General features: G+C 59.5%; 23 protein-coding genes and 1 tRNA gene. 12 read left to right on the forward strand and 12 right to left on the reverse strand.

All coding sequences use genetic code 11. The annotated features are described in order from the left end of the window. Positions 1-3 precede the first annotated feature (3 nt). Positions 4-894, forward strand: a complete 891-nt coding sequence (locus GOV80_RS01185) for a fatty acid desaturase (RefSeq protein WP_170782546.1) — start codon at positions 4-6, stop codon at positions 892-894. A gap of 65 nt (positions 895-959) precedes the next feature. Here GOV80_RS01185 and GOV80_RS01190 read toward each other — a convergent pair whose 3' ends face one another. After that, entirely contained in the window at positions 960-1,934 is a 975-nt protein-coding gene (locus GOV80_RS01190) for a leishmanolysin-related zinc metalloendopeptidase (RefSeq protein ID WP_170752718.1), read from the reverse strand. A 197-nt stretch (positions 1,935-2,131) separates the two neighbouring features. Next, positions 2,132-3,265 (reverse strand): anhydro-N-acetylmuramic acid kinase, encoded by a 1,134-nt coding sequence (locus tag GOV80_RS01195; protein ID WP_170782547.1) that lies wholly within the window; start codon positions 3,263-3,265, stop codon positions 2,132-2,134. 181 nt (positions 3,266-3,446) lie between these two features. On the opposite strand from GOV80_RS01195, the gene tyrS reads away from it, so the two are divergent. Continuing rightward, the gene (gene tyrS / locus GOV80_RS01200; protein ID WP_170782548.1) at positions 3,447-4,691 is read left to right on the forward strand and encodes a tyrosine--tRNA ligase; all 1,245 of its coding nucleotides are present in this window, start codon (positions 3,447-3,449) and stop codon (positions 4,689-4,691) included. A gap of 69 nt (positions 4,692-4,760) precedes the next feature. Here tyrS and GOV80_RS01205 read toward each other — a convergent pair whose 3' ends face one another. Next, positions 4,761-5,750: a hypothetical protein gene (locus GOV80_RS01205; protein WP_170782549.1), complete on the reverse strand. Its 990-nt coding sequence runs from the start codon at positions 5,748-5,750 to the stop codon at positions 4,761-4,763. Positions 5,751-5,956: 206 nt separating this feature from the next. Between GOV80_RS01205 and GOV80_RS01210 the strand changes: the two genes are divergently transcribed. Together GOV80_RS01210 and GOV80_RS01215 are read left to right on the forward strand one after the other, a co-directional pair. Next, the gene (locus tag GOV80_RS01210) at positions 5,957-6,712 is read left to right on the forward strand and encodes a 3-hydroxyacyl-CoA dehydrogenase (RefSeq protein WP_170782550.1); all 756 of its coding nucleotides are present in this window, start codon (positions 5,957-5,959) and stop codon (positions 6,710-6,712) included. A 9-nt stretch (positions 6,713-6,721) separates the two neighbouring features. Then, on the forward strand, positions 6,722-7,270 hold the full coding sequence (locus tag GOV80_RS01215) for a sugar O-acetyltransferase (protein WP_170782551.1): 549 nt from the start codon (positions 6,722-6,724) through the stop codon (positions 7,268-7,270). On the opposite strand, the gene GOV80_RS01220 is transcribed toward GOV80_RS01215, so the two are convergent. From GOV80_RS01220 to GOV80_RS01230, 3 genes are all read right to left on the reverse strand, one after another. Beyond that, positions 7,267-9,075: an ABC-F family ATP-binding cassette domain-containing protein gene (locus GOV80_RS01220; protein ID WP_237215591.1), complete on the reverse strand. Its 1,809-nt coding sequence runs from the start codon at positions 9,073-9,075 to the stop codon at positions 7,267-7,269. The genes GOV80_RS01215 and GOV80_RS01220 overlap by 4 nt on opposite strands. Positions 9,076-9,144: 69 nt before the next feature. Further along, on the reverse strand, positions 9,145-9,879 hold the full coding sequence (locus GOV80_RS01225) for a GNAT family N-acetyltransferase (RefSeq protein ID WP_170782552.1): 735 nt from the start codon (positions 9,877-9,879) through the stop codon (positions 9,145-9,147). 102 nt (positions 9,880-9,981) lie between these two features. Continuing rightward, on the reverse strand, positions 9,982-10,458 hold the full coding sequence (locus GOV80_RS01230; RefSeq protein WP_170774488.1) for an outer membrane protein assembly factor BamE: 477 nt from the start codon (positions 10,456-10,458) through the stop codon (positions 9,982-9,984). A gap of 85 nt (positions 10,459-10,543) precedes the next feature. Between GOV80_RS01230 and GOV80_RS01235 the strand changes: the two genes are divergently transcribed. The 8 genes from GOV80_RS01235 to GOV80_RS01270 all read left to right on the forward strand — a co-directional run bounded on the left by GOV80_RS01235 (position 10,544) and on the right by GOV80_RS01270 (position 15,867). Beyond that, on the forward strand, positions 10,544-11,080 hold the full coding sequence (locus GOV80_RS01235; RefSeq protein WP_170774490.1) for a YceD family protein: 537 nt from the start codon (positions 10,544-10,546) through the stop codon (positions 11,078-11,080). A 206-nt stretch (positions 11,081-11,286) separates the two neighbouring features. Beyond that, entirely contained in the window at positions 11,287-11,493 is a 207-nt protein-coding gene (gene rpmF, locus GOV80_RS01240; RefSeq protein WP_037316137.1) for a 50S ribosomal protein L32, read from the forward strand. Between the two features lie 24 nt (positions 11,494-11,517). After that, positions 11,518-12,606: a phosphate acyltransferase PlsX gene (plsX, locus tag GOV80_RS01245; RefSeq protein ID WP_170774492.1), complete on the forward strand. Its 1,089-nt coding sequence runs from the start codon at positions 11,518-11,520 to the stop codon at positions 12,604-12,606. Positions 12,607-12,627: 21 nt separating this feature from the next. Continuing rightward, complete coding sequence (locus GOV80_RS01250) at positions 12,628-13,599, forward strand: beta-ketoacyl-ACP synthase III (RefSeq protein WP_170782553.1); 972 nt, start codon at positions 12,628-12,630, stop codon at positions 13,597-13,599. A 96-nt stretch (positions 13,600-13,695) separates the two neighbouring features. Next, the gene (gene ihfA, locus GOV80_RS01255; RefSeq protein ID WP_120633007.1) at positions 13,696-13,998 is read left to right on the forward strand and encodes an integration host factor subunit alpha; all 303 of its coding nucleotides are present in this window, start codon (positions 13,696-13,698) and stop codon (positions 13,996-13,998) included. 18 nt (positions 13,999-14,016) lie between these two features. Then, on the forward strand, positions 14,017-14,589 hold the full coding sequence (locus GOV80_RS01260) for a MerR family transcriptional regulator (protein ID WP_170782554.1): 573 nt from the start codon (positions 14,017-14,019) through the stop codon (positions 14,587-14,589). Positions 14,590-14,649: 60 nt separating this feature from the next. Beyond that, positions 14,650-14,726, forward strand: a tRNA-Pro gene (locus tag GOV80_RS01265). 61 nt (positions 14,727-14,787) lie between these two features. Continuing rightward, on the forward strand, positions 14,788-15,867 hold the full coding sequence (locus GOV80_RS01270; protein WP_170782555.1) for a 2'-deoxycytidine 5'-triphosphate deaminase: 1,080 nt from the start codon (positions 14,788-14,790) through the stop codon (positions 15,865-15,867). Here GOV80_RS01270 and GOV80_RS01275 read toward each other — a convergent pair. The 6 genes from GOV80_RS01275 to argS all read right to left on the reverse strand — a co-directional run bounded on the left by GOV80_RS01275 (position 15,864) and on the right by argS (position 21,470). Further along, positions 15,864-16,088, reverse strand: a complete 225-nt coding sequence (locus GOV80_RS01275; RefSeq protein ID WP_170782556.1) for a hypothetical protein — start codon at positions 16,086-16,088, stop codon at positions 15,864-15,866. The two genes, GOV80_RS01270 and GOV80_RS01275, sit on opposite strands and share 4 nt — an antisense overlap. A gap of 64 nt (positions 16,089-16,152) precedes the next feature. Then, positions 16,153-16,803, reverse strand: a complete 651-nt coding sequence (gene scpB, locus GOV80_RS01280) for an SMC-Scp complex subunit ScpB (protein ID WP_170782557.1) — start codon at positions 16,801-16,803, stop codon at positions 16,153-16,155. Then, positions 16,796-17,590: a segregation and condensation protein A gene (locus tag GOV80_RS01285; protein WP_170782558.1), complete on the reverse strand. Its 795-nt coding sequence runs from the start codon at positions 17,588-17,590 to the stop codon at positions 16,796-16,798. Before GOV80_RS01285 ends, scpB begins: the two co-directional genes overlap by 8 nt. After that, entirely contained in the window at positions 17,580-18,587 is a 1,008-nt protein-coding gene (gene nagZ, locus GOV80_RS01290; RefSeq protein ID WP_170782559.1) for a beta-N-acetylhexosaminidase, read from the reverse strand. The genes GOV80_RS01285 and nagZ overlap by 11 nt, the downstream gene beginning before the upstream one ends. Further along, positions 18,584-19,636: an SPOR domain-containing protein gene (locus GOV80_RS01295; protein ID WP_170782560.1), complete on the reverse strand. Its 1,053-nt coding sequence runs from the start codon at positions 19,634-19,636 to the stop codon at positions 18,584-18,586. The genes nagZ and GOV80_RS01295 overlap by 4 nt, the downstream gene beginning before the upstream one ends. Before the next feature lie 88 nt (positions 19,637-19,724). Continuing rightward, positions 19,725-21,470 carry an arginine--tRNA ligase gene (gene argS / locus GOV80_RS01300; protein WP_170782561.1) on the reverse strand — a complete coding sequence of 582 codons (1,746 nt, stop codon included), beginning with the start codon at positions 21,468-21,470 and terminating at the stop codon, positions 19,725-19,727. Positions 21,471-21,492 lie beyond the last annotated feature (22 nt).

The raw sequence follows: 21,492 nt of genomic DNA on the forward strand, positions 1-21,492 counted from the left end.
GCCATGGATCACCGCGCCCTCATCGCGTCCATTCCAGCCGAGGCGAAAGACAAACTGCAAGAGCGGTCCAACTCGGCCGGGCTGCGGCATCTGGCGCTTTATGTGCTGGCATTGACCGCCACCAGTATCGGCATCATCGCGCAGGCCCCTTTCTGGCCTTTGCTGATCCTGCCTCAGGGTACCCTGCTGGTGTTCCTATTCACCCTCAGCCATGAATGCACGCACAAGACGCCGTTCAAATCCCCTTGGTTGAATGAGGTCATGGGCCATCTGGTGGCGATTCCGATTGCCCTGCCCTTTGTCTGGTTCCGCTATTTTCACCTGGCCCATCACAAATGGACCAACCACCCCGACAATGATCCCGAACTGGGTGGCAAACCCAAGCCCGATAACTGGCCCAGCCTGCTGATTTACCTCAGCGGCTGGTCCTATTGGCACGGCATGGCGCAGGTTCTGGTGCAAAATGCCCGCGGCCAGATCAAAGCGCCCTATCTACCGACACGTCAGCACAAAGCCATGCGTCTGGAGGCGCGGGTGCTGCTGGGCCTCTACGCCATGGCGCTTGTCAGCCTGTTTAAATCACCCGTGCTGTGGTGGCTGTGGCTGCTCCCTATTCTGGTCGGCCAGCCCTTTCTGAGGCTGTACCTTCTGGCCGAGCACGGCCTCTGTCCGCCGGTCGCAAATATGCTCGAGAATTCCCGCACCACCTTCACCAACCGCCTGATCCGCTTTCTGGCCTGGAACATGCCCTACCACGCCGAGCACCACGCCTTTCCGAATGTCCCCTTCCATCAGCTACCCGCGCTGCACAGATGGACCCGAGCGCATTTGAGATCGACATCAGACGGGTATTCTGACTTTACAAGCGCGTACATCCGCAAAGTAAGGAACTAACAACACCGGCGGTTGCTCTGGATGGCTAGCAACCAGACGTCATCAAGCAGCTTATGACCAGAATATTACGCCAGTGCGATTTCGTTTTCGATGCCAGCCGCACCTTCCGCAAGGACATAACCAAGATCCTCTAGGGACGCGACTGACCAATCTGACAAATAGTTGGTGGCATCATACGAGCCATCATCTGCCACATACCCGATATACCCGGTCATCAGCTCATCCTGATACTCTTCTTCGTCCCAGTGTCCTCCGGCTGTGCCCGACCCACCGTCAGTCTCTACAAACAAGAAATCGTCTTCAGTGAAGTAGCCGACATATGCTGAGTTCGCTGCATCACCGGTATAAACGCTGGTCACTATGTCATCAGTCGGCCGTCTGGTGCCATTGTCGTCCACCACAGTCGATACCAGACCGTAGTAATCCCAAAGCGTACCAAGACCCATGACATGCATCATTTCATGCAGAACAATATCATCGAATTGCCCAGCATCATGATACGCCAGAGCGTCCGCTTCATCGAACGTCATTTCTCCCAAAGCTGGCAAACCAGTATCAGAGCGTATTGCGGTCGGACCCGCCTGCCCCAGCACGCCGCCTTCTCCGTCTATGGCATCCAAATCCGCCATGATGACGAGGTCGTCGTAGAGGTTCCCTTCTCCATCGACAGCGTCTTCGATATCGCCATCAACAAGCGAAGCCAAATAGTCTGCGGACGCAATGAACACTGACTTCAGATCTTCAGGCCAGTCACCTACAAACCGGACTTCAATATTGTATTGAAGGCTGTCGTCGATTCCGTCGCCTTGACCGGTGATGTACGTGTCCGTGACAACCTCTGTTTCGGTTTCACCCCCGCCGCCTATGCCTGCTGGCGGCCCTTTGCTGCCCCTGGCGGCCGCTGACTCATCGATCATCAGCAGATCACCGCTCAAAGTTCCGATGGATTGTTTGTTATTTTCGGATTCATGCAGACGCGAAGCTCCCGCGCCTGATGACTTCACGTAGTCAAGGAAATTTCCACTGTTTTCAGATGGCATACCCTTCTCCCTCGAGCCTAGTCGAATACCGCCACCCAGTTTATTTTCGAGGATCTAATCCAAACAAAAGAAAATGACTAAAATGTGACTTGACGCGAATTTAGTGCACTCATTTCACAACAATAGACCAATAAATCTAGGCTTTGTTTGCATAAAGCACACTAAATGATAGTTATTGGTGTGACACATAGAGTGATCTAAAAACGCTTAATCGAGTCCTCAATACGCTCGACACTACTCACTACGCCTCCTCCCACAAGCGCGCTGACGCCTGTGGTTCCGGGGCATGAGGTCGGCAAGCCCCGCGCCACACGGACGGCGAGATAGGCGAAGGCTTGGGCCTCCAGCATGTCTCCGTCCAGACCCACGGCCTCGACCGGCTCGACAGCGCAATCGAGGCCCGCGCGCAGCATGTCCATCAGCACCGGGTTGCGGCGGCCTCCGCCCGTCACCAGCACACGCGCGGCGGGTCTAGGGCAATGCTCCATCCCCTGCATCACGCCTGCGGCGCACATGCCGGTCAGGGTCGCCACGGCGTCAGCGTCCGAGAGTTCCTGCACCAGTCTGATCATCTCGGCAAAATCGTTCCGGTCCAGCGATTTGGGGGGCATCTTGTTAAAGAAGGGCTCGGACAGGAACAGCTCCAGCGCGCCCGCCTCGACCGCACCCTGACGGGCCAGCGCGCCGTCCCGGTCCATCGGCAGGCCCAGCCGCTCCTGCATCAGATCATCCACTGGTGCGTTGGCTGGTCCCGTGTCAAAGGCCAGCAGCGCGCCGGGAGCCTCGGGGCCGTCAAAGCTGGGGTCCACATAGGTCAGGTTCCCCACTCCGCCCAAGTTCAGGAAGCACACGGGTTCGGTCGCGCCGATCCATTTCGCGCAGGCAAAATGGAAGAACGGCGCCAGCGGAGCACCCTCGCCCCCCATCGCTACATCGTCGCTGCGGAAATCCCACACGACCGGAACACCCAGCGCCTGTGTCAGACCGTCTCCATCGCCCACCTGCAACGTCCCCCGCCCGCGCGGCTCATGCGCCAAGGTCTGACCGTGAAAACCGATCAAGTCGATTTCATCGAACTCGGACAGCGCCTCGGCATGGGCAACCGTGACCAACTCGGCGGCGGCATCGACCTCGGGCCCGTGCCACTGGCCCAGCGCGGCCCGCAGAACCGCACGCTCGGCATCAGAATAGGCCCGGTATCCGCTGGGACCAAAGCCCAGAATGCGCACACCATCGGTTTCGACCACAGCCGTATCAACACCGTCCAGAGACGTGCCCGACATGGCGCCCAATGCCCTAACCGCGCCCGTTTTGCTGATCGCCCGACCCATGTTTGCCCTCGCGTTCCTCACGCCCGTTGATCCGGCGCGTTGGCCTCAACCTGCACGGTAACGCGAAGACAGTGCAAGCCACATCGGGCGTGGCCCGCGCTTTTCGTGCAAAAGGTGCCTTTTCCTTGCCACCCCCACCGCCTATACACTGCCCCGCAACATAAACCCAAAGGGCACGGATATGACCTACCACCCCAAATCGGATTTCATCGCCACGATGATCGAGCGCGGCTTTCTCGCCGACTGCACCGATTATCAGGGCCTTGACGAAGCGCTGATCAGTGGGGTGCAAACAGCCTATATCGGTTATGACGCCACCGCGCAGTCGCTGCATGTGGGCCACCTGATGAACATCATGGTGCTACGCTGGCTGCAAAAGACCGGCCACAAGCCGATCACTCTGATGGGCGGCGGTACGACCAAGGTGGGCGACCCCTCGTTCCGGTCGGATGAACGCCCCCTGCTGGGGCCCGAACAGATCGACGCCAACATCGCAGGGATGCAGAAGGTCTTCGCCAAGTACCTGTCGTATGATGACAGCGAGACCGGCGCGCTGATGCTGAACAATGCGGAATGGCTGGACAGCCTGAACTACCTCGATTTCCTGCGCGATATCGGGCGGCACTTCTCGGTCAACCGGATGCTGTCGTTCGAGTCCGTAAAATCGCGGCTGGACCGCGAACAATCGCTGAGCTTTCTCGAATTCAACTACATGATCCTGCAGGCCTATGACTTCCTTGAGCTGAACCGCCGCTATAGCTGCGTTCTGCAGATGGGCGGTTCGGACCAATGGGGCAACATCGTCAACGGTATCGACCTGACCCGCCGCGTATTGGATCACGAGATATACGGCCTGACCACACCGCTGCTGACCACCAGCGACGGCCGCAAGATGGGCAAGTCGCAGGGCGGTGCGGTTTGGCTGAACGGCGACATGCTGTCAGCCTATGAGTTCTGGCAGTTCTGGCGCAACACCACCGACGCGGATGTGGGGCGTTTCCTGAAGATCTTCACCGAACTGCCGGTGGATGAATGCGACCGTCTGGCCGCATTGCAAGGATCTGAGATCAACGAGGCCAAAATCCGCCTCGCCAACGAAGTCACTACTCTGCTGCACGGGGCCGAGGCCGCCGCAACCGCCGCGGCGACCGCCCGCGAAGTGTTTGAAAAAGGCGGCGTGGGCGATGATCTTCCAACGCTGACGCTGCGCGCAGATGATCTGCCTACTTCGATCGTGCAGTTGATCGTGAAATCAGGCCTGGCCAAAACCGGCAAAGAGGCCAAGCGCCTGATCGCCGAAAACGGAGCCAAACTGGATGACGCGCCGCTGACTGATGCAGGGTTGATGATCGACGCCGGTGCGCTGTCGTCTCCGATCAAACTGAGCGCGGGTAAAAAGCGCCACGCGCTGGTGCAACTGGGCTAAGCTCAGTTCTACGCTAAGAAAAACGGCCACCCAAATGGGTGGCCGTCGTCGTTTCAGGTTTGGCCTGTCTCAGCGGTTCCCACGGTTGCCATTGTTGCCGCCGTTACCGTTTCCGCCGCCACCGTTGCCCGAGCCGCCGCCCTGACCATTGTTGCCGCCGCCATTACCTGTGCCTGGGCCGGACCCGCCAGTGTTGCCGCCACCGTTACCGGGGTTGCCGTTGTTGCCGTTCCCGTTTCCGGGGCCGCCATTGTTCCCACCGTTGCCATCGCCGCCGCCGTTGCCACCGCTACTATTGCCACCGCTATTATTGCCGCCGTTGCCGTTTCCGCCGCCACCGTTGCCTGAGCCTCCGCCCTGACCGTTATTGCCGCCGCCATTACCGGTACCAGGACCGGAGCCGCCATTATTGCCGCCGCCGTTACCGGGGTTGCCACCATTGCCGTTCCCGTTTCCGGGGCCGCCATTGTTCCCACCGTTGCCGTTTCCGCCGCCGTTGCCACCGCCATTATTTCCGCCGTTACCACCGCCGCCATTGCCGGGTCCACCACCATTGCCGGGGCCACCGCCACCATCACCTGGTCCGTCGCCGCCACCGCCATCACCCGGCCCATCTCCGCCGTCACCAGGCCCGTCACCGGGCCCATCGCCGCCGCCGCCGTCACCCGGCCCATCGCCAGAGTTTCCGCCACCGCCCGGACCGCCGACACCCGGCCCTGCATCGGCCGACTGCTCGTTGTCACGATCTTCCCCAAGCGGAGCGTTGGATCCGATCGAGGCAGTCGGCAAATCTGTTAGCAAACCTGCAAGCCCCGGACATTGTTCGCCCGTTACCTGCAAAGTGGTCAGAAAATCACTCTGTTTTTGCAACCGCTCCAAAAAGCTGGGCGTCACCTGCGCACAGTCGCACAAGGCCGCGTAATCACCGCTTTTGGTCACATCGCGCGCGGTTTTCCAATTGCACACTTCAGGCGCGGCCGAGGCTTCACCCACAAACATCACACTCGCCAAGGGGACAACTAAAAGCCCTCCGGCCGCACCTTTCAAAACATTACGCATCACAGCACCTCCATTCACCAAACACGCGAATTGCAAAGTTTCTTCGGTCACGAAGTGGCGATTGGACGTGATCCCCACATGAGCCAAACATGAAGACGCCTTTATATTTGCTCGTGGCACTGCCCCTTCCCTGCAACCAGTCACTGGACAGACAGGGTGGCGACACGTTATTGAACAGGTGTTCATATTTTGCAAAGGAGCCCGCAATGCACCTGTCCAACACAGCCGCACTCATCACCGGCGGAGCGTCGGGTCTGGGCGAGGCAACCGCACGCCATTTCGCTGATCAGGGCGCGCAGGTCACGATTCTGGACCGCGATGCCGACCGGGGCCCAAATGTCGCCAACGAAATCGGTGGTCACTTTGTCCAGACCGATGTGACCAACGAGGCATCGGTGACCGAGGCCGTTGCATTTGCGACAAGTAAGATGGGGCGTGTCACGGCAGCTGTGAATTGCGCAGGCATCGCCTTGGGCATCAAGACCGTTGGACGCGACGGCCCGCATCCTCTGGACGCGTTTCAGCGCACCATCGACATCAATCTGGTCGGCTCGTTCAACGTCTCGCGCCTTGCGGCGGCTGAGATGGCCAAGAATGACCCAGAACCGGACGGTGCACGCGGCGTGATCATCAACACGGCCTCTATCGCAGCGTTCGACGGGCAAAAGGGGCAGACGGCCTATGCGGCCTCAAAAGGAGGGATCGTGGGAATGACCCTGCCCATGGCGCGCGACCTGGCCTCGACCGGTATCCGCGTGATGGCGATTGCACCGGGCATATTCATGACGCCCATGCTGGCCGGACTACCGGAAGAGGTGCAACAGCAGCTGGCCGCCGATGTGCCTAACCCTGCTCGCCTTGGCGACCCGCACGAATATGGGAGGCTGGCCGGGTTCATCGTGGAAATGGGCTATCTGAACGGAGAGGTCATCCGCATCGACGGTGCGCTCAGAATGCGGTAAACCTGCGCCATGAACGAGCGCGAGAAAATGGAGGCCGGGCAGTGGTATTGTTGTCTGGACCCGGAACTGAACGCCTTGCGCGATCAAGCCAGACGCGCCGTTCATGCGCACAACACCAGTTCACCGGACCGGCGCACCGACATGGGGCCGGAACTACGCGCCCTCTTGGGTCATGTGGGCGCGGACTGTTTGCTAGAAGCACCGTTTCACTGTGCCTATGGGATGAACATTCATCTGGGTGACAGAGTTTATTTCAACGCCGGTTGCATCGTTCTGGATACGGCCCCGGTCCGGATCGGCGACGATACGATGTTCGGGCCACATGTGCAGATTTATTGCGCCCAACATGCCAAAGATCCGGCAGACCGCGCGCAGGGGCTGGAGGTCGGCCTGCCTGTCACAATCGGCAAACATGTCTGGATCGGAGGCGGAGCAATCCTGTTGCCCGGTATCACCATCGGCGACAATGCCACCATCGGCGCGGGCAGCGTAGTCACAAAGGATGTCGTCGCCGGGCAGACCGTGGTTGGAAACCCAGCTCGCGTGCTGCCAGCCTAAGCGCCCTCAGCTTTTTCCTCTAGCATCAGCCATTCCTCTTCGGCAGCGGCGAGTTTTTCCTGCCGCTCGACCAAAGCCTCGGTCGCTTTCTGGAACTTAACCGGCTCGCGGGTGAACAACTCGGGGTCGGACATCAGCTCTTCCAGCTTGCCGATCTCGGCCTCAAGCCGTTCCATCTCGGCAGGCAGTTTTTCAAGGCGATGTTTTTCCGAGAAGGACAGACCCGCCTTCGGCTGTGCCTCTTGCTTGACCTTCGGCTTGGAAGGTTTTGATTTCTCATCCTTCTTAGGCAGGAGATCGCCGCGCTGAGCTATGTAATCCGACCAACCACCCGCATAGACAGTGGCGCGGCCATTGCCTTCCATCGCGATGGTCGTAGTAGCGACACGGTCCAGAAAATCGCGGTCGTGGCTAACCAGCAGAACGGTGCCGTCATAATCGTCCAACAGCTCTTGCAGCAGGTCCAGCGTTTCCACGTCCAGATCGTTGGTCGGTTCGTCCAGCACCAGCAAGTTGGACGTCTTGGCCATCAACTTGGCCAACAACAGCCGCGCTTTCTCACCGCCCGAGAGGGATTTGACCGCAGCCCGCGCCTGCCGTTCATCGAACAGGAATTCCTTGAGGTAGCCGACCACATGTTTGGGCTGTCCGCCCACCATGACTTGATCGGCCTTGCCCGAAACCCGCATTTCGGGATCGCCGGTCAGGCTGTCCCACAGGGTCATCTCGGGGTCTAACTGGGCACGGGTCTGGTCGAAGACCGCAACCTCAAGATTGGTGCCCAGCGTGACTGCGCCCTCATCCGGGGTTTCCTGACCTAGCAGCATTTTCAGTAGCGTCGTCTTGCCCACACCGTTGGGGCCAACAAAGGCAACACGATCACCGCGCTGCACCAGCAGATCAAAATTCCGCACGATGGGTATTGAATCAAAAGCCTTGGCCAACCCTTTGGCTTCGATCACCTTGCGCCCCGATTTAGGCCCTGCCTCCAACGTCATCGCCGCCGAGCCCTGACGTTTGATCTGCGCTGCCTTATCAGCCCGCAACGCTTGCAAGGCACGCACTCGGCCCTGATTGCGTTTGCGGCGGGCGCTGATGCCTTCAACGGCCCATTTCGCCTCGGATTTGATCAGGCGGTTCAGCTTGTGGCGCTGCTGATCCTCTTCTTCCCAGATCTTGTCGCGCCATGCCTCGAACGCATCAAACCCCTGTTCCTGCCGCCGCACCGCACCCCGGTCGATCCAAAGGGTCGCACGGGTCAAAGCGCGCAGAAAAGCGCGGTCGTGCGAGATCAGGACATAAGCCGCGCGGGTCGAGCCCAACTCACGTTCCAGCCAGGCAATCGCTTCGATGTCCAGATGGTTGGTCGGTTCGTCCAGCAGCATCAGGTCTGGCGCTTCGGCCATCAGTTTTGCCAATGCCGCGCGGCGACGCTCCCCGCCCGAGGCCGTTTCGACCAGGCGCGCCGGATCGAACTTCAGCCCCTCGCCTGCGCGCTCGACCTTATACAGCTCTCCCGGCTCGAGCCCGCTGGAGGCATAGTCGCCCAGCGTGGCAAACCCCTCCATGCCCGGATCCTGTTCCATATAGCCAACTGATTTGCCCGGAGGCACAACAATGTTGCCCTGATCCGGTTCGACCAGACCGGCCATCACTTTCATCAGGGTCGATTTGCCAGACCCGTTGCGCCCAACCAGCGCCACGCGGTCACCGGGTTGGACCACCAGTTCAAGCTCGGAAAACACCGGATCGCCCCCGAAGGTCAGGGAAATGCCGGACATCTGCAACAAAGGAATTCTCGCCATGCCCGCCAGCTAAACCGGCAGGGTCGGCGCGTCAACGCCCAGCCCTTGTTCTCGCCAAAAATACGGAATCTACCCGGCCACCGCCCGCAACAGACGTTTCCGGGCTGGTGGAATCGCCCCGATCTCGAGCCCGGTAAACACATGCAGCGTGTTCATATGCCGATCGACCACTGCGTGATCACTCACCCAGCCGCCCATCAACAGATAGGTGCGCAGCAGGGGCGGCATCCGCAACATCGCTTTTTTGACGTCAGGCCGACGCCGCAACCGTGCGGCAAAACGAAAGACATCCGGTGCCTTGACCCGTGGCAACCAGCGCTTGGGCGCCAGATGGCTGTGTTTTAGCATGGCAAAAGCATCCAGATACTCGGCCGTTTCTGTCCCGGCAAAGGACGAACAGCCAAACAGCATCTCAACGTTGTTCTGATCCACATAAGCCGTCATCGCGCCCCATGCGACGCGCAGTATGTCAGGATCGGTCCAGTCGGGATGAATGCAGAACCGCCCCATCTCGACCATGCGCCCCTGAAAATCCTCCAAAGCGGACAGATCGTAAAATTGCGCTGAATAGCTGAGGCCGATTTCGTCCCCACGCTCCATCGTCAACATGCGGAAACAGCAGACGAGTTCGCCACTGGAACGCATATCTTCGACAAGAACATGCGCACAGAGGCGATCAAAATCATCCCGATCCGTCTGATCCGTTCCAAAGGCCAGAGTGCGCAACTTCTGTGCCGCCACGATGTCCGCCCCAGTTAATGCCAACCGGGCGCGATACCGGCCTTTGCCAAGCAGTAAAGCCATGGTCGTCCTCTATTCGGCGATCACCAACCCGTTTCATCCCGTCTCGTTGCCTACCACATTATGTGTGACCATCCTGTGACGCGGACAAGAGGCCAAGGCTGATTAGTTGGTCGCGCCCGGAATATTGGCCGGGTTGAAGTTGCCGATATTGCCAAACAGCTGGCGCAGGAATCCGCGGTTCTGAATGCTCGATTCGGTTACCCGCCGCTCCAGAGGGACCACGATCCCGTCTTCAAGGCCGAACCGTTCGATGTTCCGCACCACACCACCCTGATCAAAGCTGATGGCGACAAGCTCACGCTCGACCACTTCGGGTCGCTTCGGACCATAGTGACGCACCCGAGACCGCACATAGTAGAATCCAGAATCCCGCACTACGCCGGACGAGGACGGCGCACCGACCGAGTCGAGGACGCTTTCGCGTGTGTCCACGCCTACCTGAATCTCGGCCAGATCTTCGGGGGGCGGGATGTACCCGTGATTCTCGAACACAGGTGAGCACGCGCTGATACCTGCCACACAGGCTGCAAGCACGAGCGTTCTGGACGCCGGTTTCAACCTGTTCACAACCTTTAACATGCACACCCTCTTGCCTTGGTCCCTTGCGGACCCTATCCGCTTACATCAAACCGCAGCCCCGGTTCAACACAGGAAAGGGTAACGAATGAGCAACCAGACATCTCTGCGGGTGGCCGACCTGCCGCAAAACGCGCCAACCTCGTTCGATCTGCGCCCCGACACCAAAGCGCTTGAGGCGATCCGCGATGACCTGGGCCTGCTGGGTCTGCGAAAGCTCAGCTTTGTCGGAGACGTCCGCGCGCAAGGAAAACGCGACTGGGCACTCGCAGGTAAGCTGGGCGCAACAGTGATCCAGCCCTGCGTCGTCACGCTAGAGCCGGTGACGACCCGGATCGACGTGCCCGTCACGCGGGTATTTCTGGCCGATTGGACCGCCCCCGATGAGGAAGAGTTCGAAATCCCAGAAGGCGACGAGTCGGAGCCCTTGGGGTCCGAGATCGACCCAGCCATTGTAATGATCGAGGCGCTGTCGCTGTCCCTGCCCCAATACCCGCGCAAAGATGGTGCGGAACTGGAACAGGCCGACTATACAGAGCCGGGCAAACAGGCGATGACAGATGAAGATACCAAACCCTTTGCCGGACTTGCCAGCCTGCGCGATGCACTGAAAAAAGACGAGTGACACGGGTCTGATTTCCTGTCATAGCACGCCCTCAGAAAAATCGCTTGAACATGTCGAGAATCGCAGTATTTTCGCGCGCTCATCGGAATTTGGGTTGGACATTGCGGGGCTCGTCCCCTAAACGCGCGTCAAACCACGTAAAAAACGAAGAATGAAACCCGGTCGGCAGCGAATCTGCGGACCCTCAGTAGACAAAGGTTGAGACCATGGCCGTCCAACAGAACAAAGTTTCCAAGTCGCGTCGCAACAACCGCCGCGCACACGACGCTCTGGTTGCTGCAAACCCGAACGAATGCGCAAACTGCGGCGAGCTGAAGCGCCCGCACCATGTCTGTGCGTCCTGCGGCCACTATGATGACCGCGAAGTCGTCGCTCAGGCCGACGAAATCGACCTGGACGAAGACGCGGCCTAAGCCTTTCAAAGCGCAGGCCAAGGCATGACGGAACAGCCCACGCAAACCGGACGGATCACCATCTCGGTTGACGCTATGGGCGGAGATTCGGGTCCCGCCGCAGTTGTGGCGGGGATCGCCAAATCGGCGGACAAGAACCCCGACATCGCGTTCATCCTGCACGGGCCTGAGGCTGAGTTGCGCAAACTTGTTGCGAAACGACGTGTCCTGAATGGGCGCGTCGTTTTTCGTGATTGCACCGACGTGGTCACGATGGAAGACAAGCCCAGCCAGGTTGTACGCCACGGCAAGCAGACCTCAATGTGGTCGACACTGGAATCGGTGCGCCAGGGCGAAGCCCATGGTGCGGTGTCTTGCGGCAATACCGGGGCGTTGATGGCGCTGTCGATGATGCGGCTGCGCAAATTGCCTGGCGTGAACCGCCCGGCGATCGCGATTCTGTGGCCTTCGCGCAACCCGCAGGGGTTCAACGTGATGCTGGATGTGGGCGCCGATGTACGCGCCGACGCGAAGGATCTGCTGCAATACGCGCTGATGGGCGCCTCGTACGCGCGCAACGGCATGGCGCTGGAACGCCCCCGGATCGGCCTGCTGAACGTAGGCACGGAAGAACACAAGGGCCGCGCTGAATTGAAAGAAGCGCATGCCATGATCACGGACTTTGCGGATCAGGCGAGCTTTGATTTCGTGGGCTTTGTCGAAGGCAGTGATATCCCCGGTGACAAGGCAGATGTCATTGTAACCGATGGGTTTACCGGCAATGTCGCGATCAAGACCGGCGAAGGCACGGCCAGCCTGATCGGGGACCTTCTGCGTGAGGCGTTCAAATACTCGCCCCTGTCTCGGCTGGCGTCGGTTCTGGCCATCACCTCACTGAACCGGTTGAAGAAACGTATCGACCCACGCCGTGTAAATGGCGGGGTTTTCCTGGGCCTCAATGGGACTGTGGTGAAATCTCATGGCGGCGCAGATGCCACCGGAGTTTCGGCCGCCGTGAAACTGGCCTTTACCCTGGCACAGTCCGGGTTCTCTGAAAAATTGGCGGCACGGGTTGCATCGACAGTCGAGCTTGCACAAGATGCCGCCCAAGCTCCGTCCAAGGCGGGCGAATAACAAAAAAGGCAGTACCCCAACATGGCAGGCCGTTCAGTTGTTGTAGGTGTCGGACATTATTTGCCAGAGCGAATTGTGCCGAATTCCGAGTTCGAAAAGTCGCTTGATACCTCCGATGAGTGGATCAAGACGCGGTCCGGCATCGAACGCCGCCATTTCGCAGCCGAGGGCGAGACCACATCCGACATGGCCACAAAGGCGGCCGAAGCAGCGCTTGCCGATGCTGGACTGACGGTCGACGACATCGACGCCATCGTTCTGGCCACATCGACGGCGGACCTGACCTTCCCTTCAGCGGCCACCATGGTGCAATCGCGGTTGGGTATGACCAAAGGGTTTGCCTTTGACGTTCAGGCCGTCTGTGCGGGATTCGTTTACGCTCTGACTAATGCCAACGCACTGATCCTTTCGGATCAGGCCAAGCGGGTGCTGGTAATCGGGGCCGAGACCTTCTCGCGAATCATGGATTGGACGGACCGGTCCACCTGCGTGCTTTTTGGCGATGGTGCGGGCGCGCTGATTCTTGAACGACAAGAAGGTGACGGCACGGCCGAAGATCGCGGTATTCTCGCCACTGATCTGAATTCCGACGGTCGCTATAAAGACTTGTTGTATGTAGACGGCGGCGTGTCGACGCAAACAACGGGCTATCTGCGGATGAAGGGCAATCAGCTGTTCCGCCAGGCGGTTGAACGTTTGACCTCAACTGCCGAGACTTGCTTGGAAAAAGTGGGTTTGGGTCACGAGGATGTGGATTGGATTGTCCCCCATCAAGCCAATATCCGCATCATTCAGGGCACCGCCAAGAAACTGGGTGTTCCCATGGATCACGTCGTAGTCACCCTACAGGATCACGGCAACACCTCTGCGGCATCGATTCCCTTGGCCATGTCCGTGGCCAAGCAACGCGGCCAGTTCAAACCGGGTGATTTACTTGTTACTGAGGCAATCGGTGGTGGATTGGCCTGGGGATCAGTCCTCCTTCGGTGGTAACAGGCGCAAAACGGCTTACACACAGACCTGCAATTCATTGATATTGACAGTGAATTTGCCCTGACCCTATGCTCTACCATCAACAGGGGGATTGGCATGGGCGACAAAACACTGACCCGAATGGATCTGAGCGAGGCCGTTTTTCGCGAGGTTGGCCTTTCACGCAATGAAAGCGCACAGCTGGTCGAAAGCGTTCTGGACCATATGTCCGACGCGCTGGTGCGGGGTGAGCAAGTCAAGATTTCGTCTTTCGGAACATTCAGCGTTCGGGACAAAACTGCCCGTATCGGCCGCAACCCCAAAACCGGGGAAGAGGTTCCTATTCAGCCACGCCGCGTGCTGACTTTCCGCCCGTCGCATCTGATGAAGGATCGCGTCGCCGCAGGGAACCGCAAATAAGATCAGGACGGCAGCGCCATGAGCAAGTCCCCAGACGCCTTTCGCACGATCAGTGAAGTAGCGGACTGGCTGGGCGTTCAGGCCCATGTCCTGCGATTCTGGGAAAGCCGCTTCACGCAGGTCAAACCGGTCAAACGCGCCGGTGGGCGGCGCTATTACCGCCCCAATGACATGCGCTTGCTGGGTGGTATCAAAAAGCTGCTGCACGAGGATGGGATCACCATCAAAGGCGTGCAACGCATTTTACGCGAACAAGGCGTGGCCTACGTCGCCTCATTGTCTCAGGGTTTGGAGGATGAGGCCAAGCCCGCCGCAACCGAAGACAACGTGGTAGTTCCCTTTGCAGCAAAGCCCGCACCCGCACCCCAAGAACAGATCTCGCTTGATTTGCCCGAGGCACCGGTGCCCGCAGCGCCCGTGCCGCCGCAGCCTGTTTTGGACAAGCTGGATGAGGCGCCGTTGCTGGGTGGCATCGCAACCCAAGCGTGGAATCGGACTGAATTTGACGATCAGCTGCTGCGTCAGATCGCGCCTGTTGCCCGTGACCTGCGCGCCCTTCTGAACCGAATTGAGAATCGATCGGCGGGATAAGAAAAAGGCAATGTTTTCCTCTTGCCCCTGCCGGGAAAACCGTTATGAACACTCCAACGTCGGGCTATGGCGCAGCCTGGTAGCGCGTCCGTCTGGGGGACGGAAGGTCGCAGGTTCGAGTCCTGCTAGCCCGACCAAATCACAACGACGTTTATGGCAGACAGGCCAGATCCCGCTCTGGCATCAGGGGGGATCGGAATGACAGGTGTATGCCCAAACCAGCAGATCGAAGGCATGATTGCACGCGGTGAGATCACCGCCGATCCCGCCGTAATCGACCCGCAGGTACAACCGGCCAGCCTTGACTTGCGTTTGGGAACAGTGGCTTACCGCGTGCGCGCCTCGTTTCTGGCGGGAGAAGGGCGCTCGGTCGCCGACCGTCTGGCCGAGTTTGAAATGCACCGCATCGACATTAACGACGGCGCGGTGCTGGAAAAAGGCTGCGTCTATCTGGTGCCACTGATGGAATCGCTCGCCCTGCCCGGCAGCGTCACCGCCGTGGCCAATGCCAAAAGCTCGACCGGGCGGCTGGATTTGCTGACCCGCACCATTACCGATGGCGGCACCGAGTTCGACCGGGTGCCTGCGGGTTATACCGGGCCTCTATACGCTGAAATTTGTCCGCGATCATTCTCGGTCCTGGTGCGGCCCGGAATGCGTCTGAACCAGATACGATTCCGTCAGGGCCAAGCGGTGCTAAGCGATGCGGAACTAAACGCGCTACACGCCGAGTCGCCATTGGTGGATGGACCGGCAGTGATTCAGGACGGATTGGGCTTTTCGGTCGATCTGCAACTGCCTGATACCGATCTGGTGGGGTATCGCGCCAAGCCACATACGGGTGTGATCGATCTGGACCGGATCGGCGAATATGACCCGCAGGAATATTGGGAAGAGGTACGCACCACGGACGGTCGCATCATCCTCGACCCCGGCGCGTTCTATATTCTGGTCAGCCGCGAGGCGGTGCATATCCCGCCCATGTATGCCGCTGAAATGGCCCCCTATCTGGCCATGGTCGGTGAATTCCGGGTGCACTACGCCGGTTTCTTCGACCCCGGTTTCGGCCACGCGGCCGCCGGGGGTGCAGGGTCACGCGGGGTGCTGGAAGTGCGCTGCCACGAGGCCCCGTTTGTGCTCGAACACGGACAGGTCGTCGGGCGTTTGGTCTATGAGAAAATGGCCGAAATGCCCACGCAGCTCTATGGCGCGGGCATTGCCTCGAACTATCAGGGACAAGGGTTGAAGCTGTCCAAACACTTCAAGCCGGTTGGCTAGAACTTCATAAAGCGACGCATCTGCCGGGTCATCTTCTGCGCTTGCCTCATGTTTTGAGACGGGCGTGGACCGCTGCTTTGTTTCTGTTGGCCTGTATCACCGCCCTGATCCGATTTGCCGCCCATACGGCTGGCCATATCAAAGCCCTTGTCCACGCCTTTATTGACCAGACGGCGCATCACCTGACGCACGATCATATCGATCATTCGATTGGCATTCATTGCTCAACTCCGTTTCCTGAACCTCAAAATAGGTGATCTGTCTGGCAACAAAAGGGCCGTTTGATCACTCTTCCTCGAACAGTTCCACCTGATCTTCATCTTCTTCTTCGTCGCTGCCCTCTCCCAAGGGAATCGTACCCGGAGGTGGCCTGTTTTCCAGCAACCCTGCGGCGCGCAATTCCTGAAGCCCTGGAAGGTCGCGGGCGTTTTCCAGCCCGAAGTGATCCAGAAACTGCGGCGTCACCACAAATGTCACCGGCCGGCCCGGTGTCATACGACGGCGACCCAATCGAATCCACTCCATTTCCAGCAACTGGTCGATGGTCCCGCGCGAGACCGACACGCCTCGGATTTCCTCGATCTCGGCCCGCGTGCAGGGCTGGTGATAGGCCACGATGGCCAAAGTTTCGATGGCGGCACGGCTGAGTTTTCGTGTCTCAACCGTTTCCTTTTGCATCAAAAAGCCCAGATCAGGGGCTGTGCGGATAGCCCAGGCCTCTCCCACGCGCACAACGCGCACGCCGCGCCCTTCATAGCGCTTGCGCAGCAGATCAACCGCTTGTGCCGCGTCGCTGCCGTGGGGCATCCGGGCTTCAAGATCGCTGATCGAAACGGGTTCAGCACTCGCGAACAGCACGGCTTCGACCATACGTTCCTGTTCGGCCAAGGGGGGCGCTTCGAACAGGGTGCCGGTTTCCTCAGAGGTTTCAGTCACGTGTTTCGGTCCTCTTGCGCAGATGGATCGGTGCAAAGGTTTCGCTTTGCTTGATCTCCATATGTCCTTCTTTCACCAGCTCCAACGAGGCCGCAAACGTCGCCGCCGTGGCCGAGCGCCGCCGCACCGGATCGGCATCCCAACCGTCGGGCAGATAGGTCTCCATATCTGTCCAGACGCCCGCAAACCCGATCAAGGGGCGCATCCGTTCCAGCGCCTGCTCCATGGTAAAGACAGCATCACGGTCCATGACAAAGGGGCGGAATTCATCGCGGGTGCGGATGCGAGCATAGCCCTGCATCAGGTCTAACAACGTGGCTGAATAGGTCACGGTGCGGATGCGGGTGACATCCTCACCCTGCCCGCGTTGGAAGAAATCACGCCCCAACTGATCCCGCGCCATCAATCGCGCAGCCGCGTCGCGCATGGCCTGCAAGCGTTCAAGTTGGAACGCCAGATGCGCGGCCAGTTCCTCGCCAGACGGTCCTTCGTCATCGGGATCGGGCGGCAGCAGCAGGCGGGATTTCAGAAAGGCGAGCCACGCGGCCATGACCAGATAATCCGCCGCCAGTTCGATCCGCAGCGCACGGGCTTTTTCAACGAAGGTCAGATATTGCTGCGCCAGCGCCAGAACCGAGATTCTGCGCAGGTCAACTTTCTGCGTCCGCGACAGGGTCAGCAGCACGTCCAACGGGCCTTCAAACCCGTCAACATCAACAATCAGCGCCTCGGCGGCAAGCCGATCCGCGACCGAGACCGGATCTTCGCTAAAAAGGTTATCGTTCATATACCTGCCCGCCCATTAGGGCAGATAGTTCCGCCTCGGCGGCTTCGATGTCAAGTTCCACAGGCTTTTGCCGCATCGACAGCGCTTTTTCGGCGCGTTTTTGCGCTTGCGGGGTCATCTCGCCAGCGGCGTCCAGCACCTTGGCGCGGGCCTCGAACGTGCCGTTGCAATGCAGAACCACGTCGCAGCCCGCAGCCAGCGCTTGCCCGGCAATTTCTTCGGGCGTGCCTGACAGGGCTTTCATCGAGATATCGTCGGTCATAATCAACCCGTCAAATCCGATCTTGTCACGGATCAGCCCGATCATCGTAGGTGAAACCGTCGCCGGTTGCGGGTCGATCCGGTCATAGACAAGATGTGCGGTCATCCCCATCGGCAGGTCGTTCAGCGCGCGAAATGGTGCGAAATCGGCCCCCTCCAGTGCTTCTTGATTCAGATCCACATGCGGCAGGTCATGGTGGCTGTCCAGTGTCGACAAGCCATGCCCAGGCATGTGTTTGATGACCGGAAGAACGCCGCCGTCCAGATGCCCTTTGGCAACCGCGCGGCCAAGTTTCGCAACCTGTTTAGGATCAGAGCCATAGCAGCGGTTCTTGAGGAACGCATGGGTGTCGTCACGCGCCAGATCAACCATCGGGGCACAGTTGCTGTCGATCCCAAGCTCGAACAATTCCAGTGCGATCAAGCGATAGCGCAGATACATCGCCCGTTCGGCCTGTTCCCCGGCCCGAGCCGCGTGATCCAGCGGCGGCGCCCATTCGCGGACCAAGGGCGCGCGCAGGCGCTGAACGCGCCCACCTTCCTGATCAATGGTAATCGGACAGTTGCGGCCCACCGCCTCGCGAAAGTCGTCACACAGTGCGCGAACTTGATCGGAGGTGTCGATATTTCGGGCAAAGAGGATGAACCCGAACGGGTTCATCTCGCGAAACAGTCTTTTCTCGTCGGATGTAAGCCGCAGCCCCTCCGCGTCCGAGATCGCAGCGCCGAATGTCACCGGGCCGCGACCGGGATACAGTCCGCCCCCTGCGCCTGAAGCGCGGCACAGAACTGACGCGAGTCGCTTAGATCATCAAACCCCAAAACCCGCAGCCGATAGAAGGTACGTCCACCGCTTGTGGTTTTTTGGATAACCCGCTGTTTTCCATCCATATACTCACCAAACCGACCGTTCAGGCGATCCCATTCCGATTGTGCAACCTGGGTGCTTTCATAGGCCCCAAGCTGGGCCATACGGGTGCCCTTTGAAAGGGTATCAGCGTCGACATCCAAGCCAACAGCGGCCTTGACTGCCGCATTGATGGCATCTTCGGTGCTGCTGCTAGGTGTGATCGGGTTGCTGATCCTGCGTGCCGGGCGTGTGATGGGCCGCAGCGACCGGCGCACACCGGGCAGCGCTGCAATTGCGGGGTCCGGCAGTTGCGCTGCGTAGTCCGCAGGGTCAATCGCCGGTTCGTCGTCAAGCGCAAGCGACGCCAGTTGCACACCGTCCTGTGGCTGTTCAATTGGCTTGTCCGCCAGTTCAGCAACCACCGCATCCACGGCACCTTGGCGCAGTTGCGCCGCCTCTTGATCAGAGATTTCTTCTTCCACCAAGTGCACGGCCGGTGTGGGCTTCAGCGGTTCAACCGGCGTGTCTTCATCCGTTAGCGAAACTGGCCGCGGCGCCAAAATCAAACGATCTGCAGGCGGCGCTGCGGTGCCGACGGCGGCCACTGCGTTCACCGCCAAGCCCTGATGATCTGCAGGTGTCCCACCTGGACTTTCCGGCTGGATACGCATCGGCCCTTCGATCGCGCGGACAACCGGAACACCGCTGACATCGCGCATGACCAACTTATAGCCCCAAACGGCGATACCGGCGACCAAAGCCAAGGACGCGGCCGCCCCCAGAAAATTCACGATCCGACCCAGGCCCGCTGCCTGCGGCGTCTCTTCATACCCGTGCATGTCGTCGGAATAATCGTACCCGCCCTGAACCGAGGGTTGATTCGTGTAATGCATCTGCTCGGGACGCATCTGTCCCGAGTAAACGTTATTTGCCATGTCCGCCTCACCGCCCGTTTCGCGCCAGAAAATAAGGCGCGCGGGTCATTTCTTGCCTACCTCGTACCGGCGGTTCGGGCGGTGTTTGTTACCGCATCTCCTGCGCCGGGGTAACGCCAAGAATACCCAAGCCCGCTGAAATCACAACAGAAACGGCACGGGCCAAAGCGATTTTTGACTGGCTTGTGGCAACATCGCCATCCTGAATGAACCGCAGTTGGGTTTCGTCGTTGCCCTTGTTCCACAGCGCGTGGAAGTCTCCGGCCAGTTCATAAAGGTAGAACGCAACGCGGTGCGGCTCGTTCGTGCGGGCAGCGATTTCCACCAGACGCGGCCATTCGGCCAGCTTTTTAGCAACCGTCAACTCGGATGCGTGATCGTTCTTACTCAGATCGGCCCCTTTGAGGGTCGCATCATCTGCGGCGATCCCGGCCTCAGCCGCGCGGCGCAGAACGCTCATGACGCGGGCATGGGCGTATTGCACGTAGAACACAGGGTTCTCGCGGCTTTGCTCCAGCACCTTGTCGAAATCAAAATCCAGCGGCGCGTCGTTCTTGCGGGTCAGCATGACGAAACGCGTAACATCTGGCCCCACCTGATCCACCACATCGCGCAGAGTGACAAAGTTCCCTGCCCGTTTAGACATCTTGAACGGCTCGCCATTCTTCCAAAGCTTCACCAACTGGGTCAGCTTGATATCCAGCGGCACCTTGCCATCGGACAGCGCCGACACAGCCGCCTTCATCCGTTTGACATAGCCGCCGTGGTCGGCACCAAACACGTCGATCAGAGCGTCAAAGCCACGGCTCACCTTGTCATAGTGATAGGCGATATCGGGCGCGAAATAGGTCCACGCGCCGTCCGATTTCTTGACTGGGCGGTCCACGTCATCGCCATGTTCAGTCGATTTGAACAGAGTCTGCTCGCGCGGCTCCCAATCTTCGGGCTTTTTGCCTTTGGGCGGCTCCAGCACGCCTTCATAGATCAGGCCCTTGTCGGTCAGCGATTGCAGCGCAGCCTCGATCCGGCCCGTGCCATAGAGAGATTTCTCAGAAAAGAACACGTCCATCTCGACGCCCAGCGCCTTCAGATCAGCGCGGATCAGGTCCATCATCGCATCGGTGGCAAAGTTGCGCAGGTCCTCAAGCCATTCGCTTTCAGGCTTGTCGATCAGGGTATCGCCGTATTTCTCTTTCAGCGCCTCGCCGATCGGGATCAGATAGTCACCGGGATAGAGCCCCTCGGCAATCTCGGGGCTGAGGCCATTGGCCTCGCGATACCGCTCATAGGCCGAACGCGCTAGTACATCCACCTGCGCGCCGCCATCGTTGATATAATACTCACGCGTAACTTCATGGCCAGAATAAGCCAGCAGGCTTGCCAAGGCGTCACCGAAGACCGCGCCCCGCGTATGGCCTACATGCAGCGGACCGGTGGGATTGGCCGAGACATATTCGACGTTCACCTTCTGCCCGTGTCCCATGGTCGAGCGACCATAATCGTTGCCCTGTTCCAGCACGGCGGTCAGCACACCCTGCCAGACCGACGGCGCCAGCCGCAGGTTCAAAAACCCCGGCCCTGCCACCTCGGCGCTGGTGATCCGATCATCGGCAGCCAGCTTTCCGGCCAGCACATCGGCAATGTCGCGCGGCTTCATCTTGGCTGGTTTTGCCAATACCATCGCCGCGTTGGTCGCCATATCGCCATGTGCCGCGTCGCGCGGAGGCTCAACCGCCACGTTGTCAAAGCTCAGTCCCTCGGGCAGAGCACCTTCGGACTGCATCTGCGCCAGCGCGCCCAGTACAAGGGCGCGGATCTCGGAAAACAGGTTCATTTCGAATGTCCTTTTGCTTGCC

The organism is Ruegeria lacuscaerulensis (assembly GCF_013034685.1).
Classification (GTDB): domain Bacteria; phylum Pseudomonadota; class Alphaproteobacteria; order Rhodobacterales; family Rhodobacteraceae; genus Ruegeria; species Ruegeria lacuscaerulensis_B.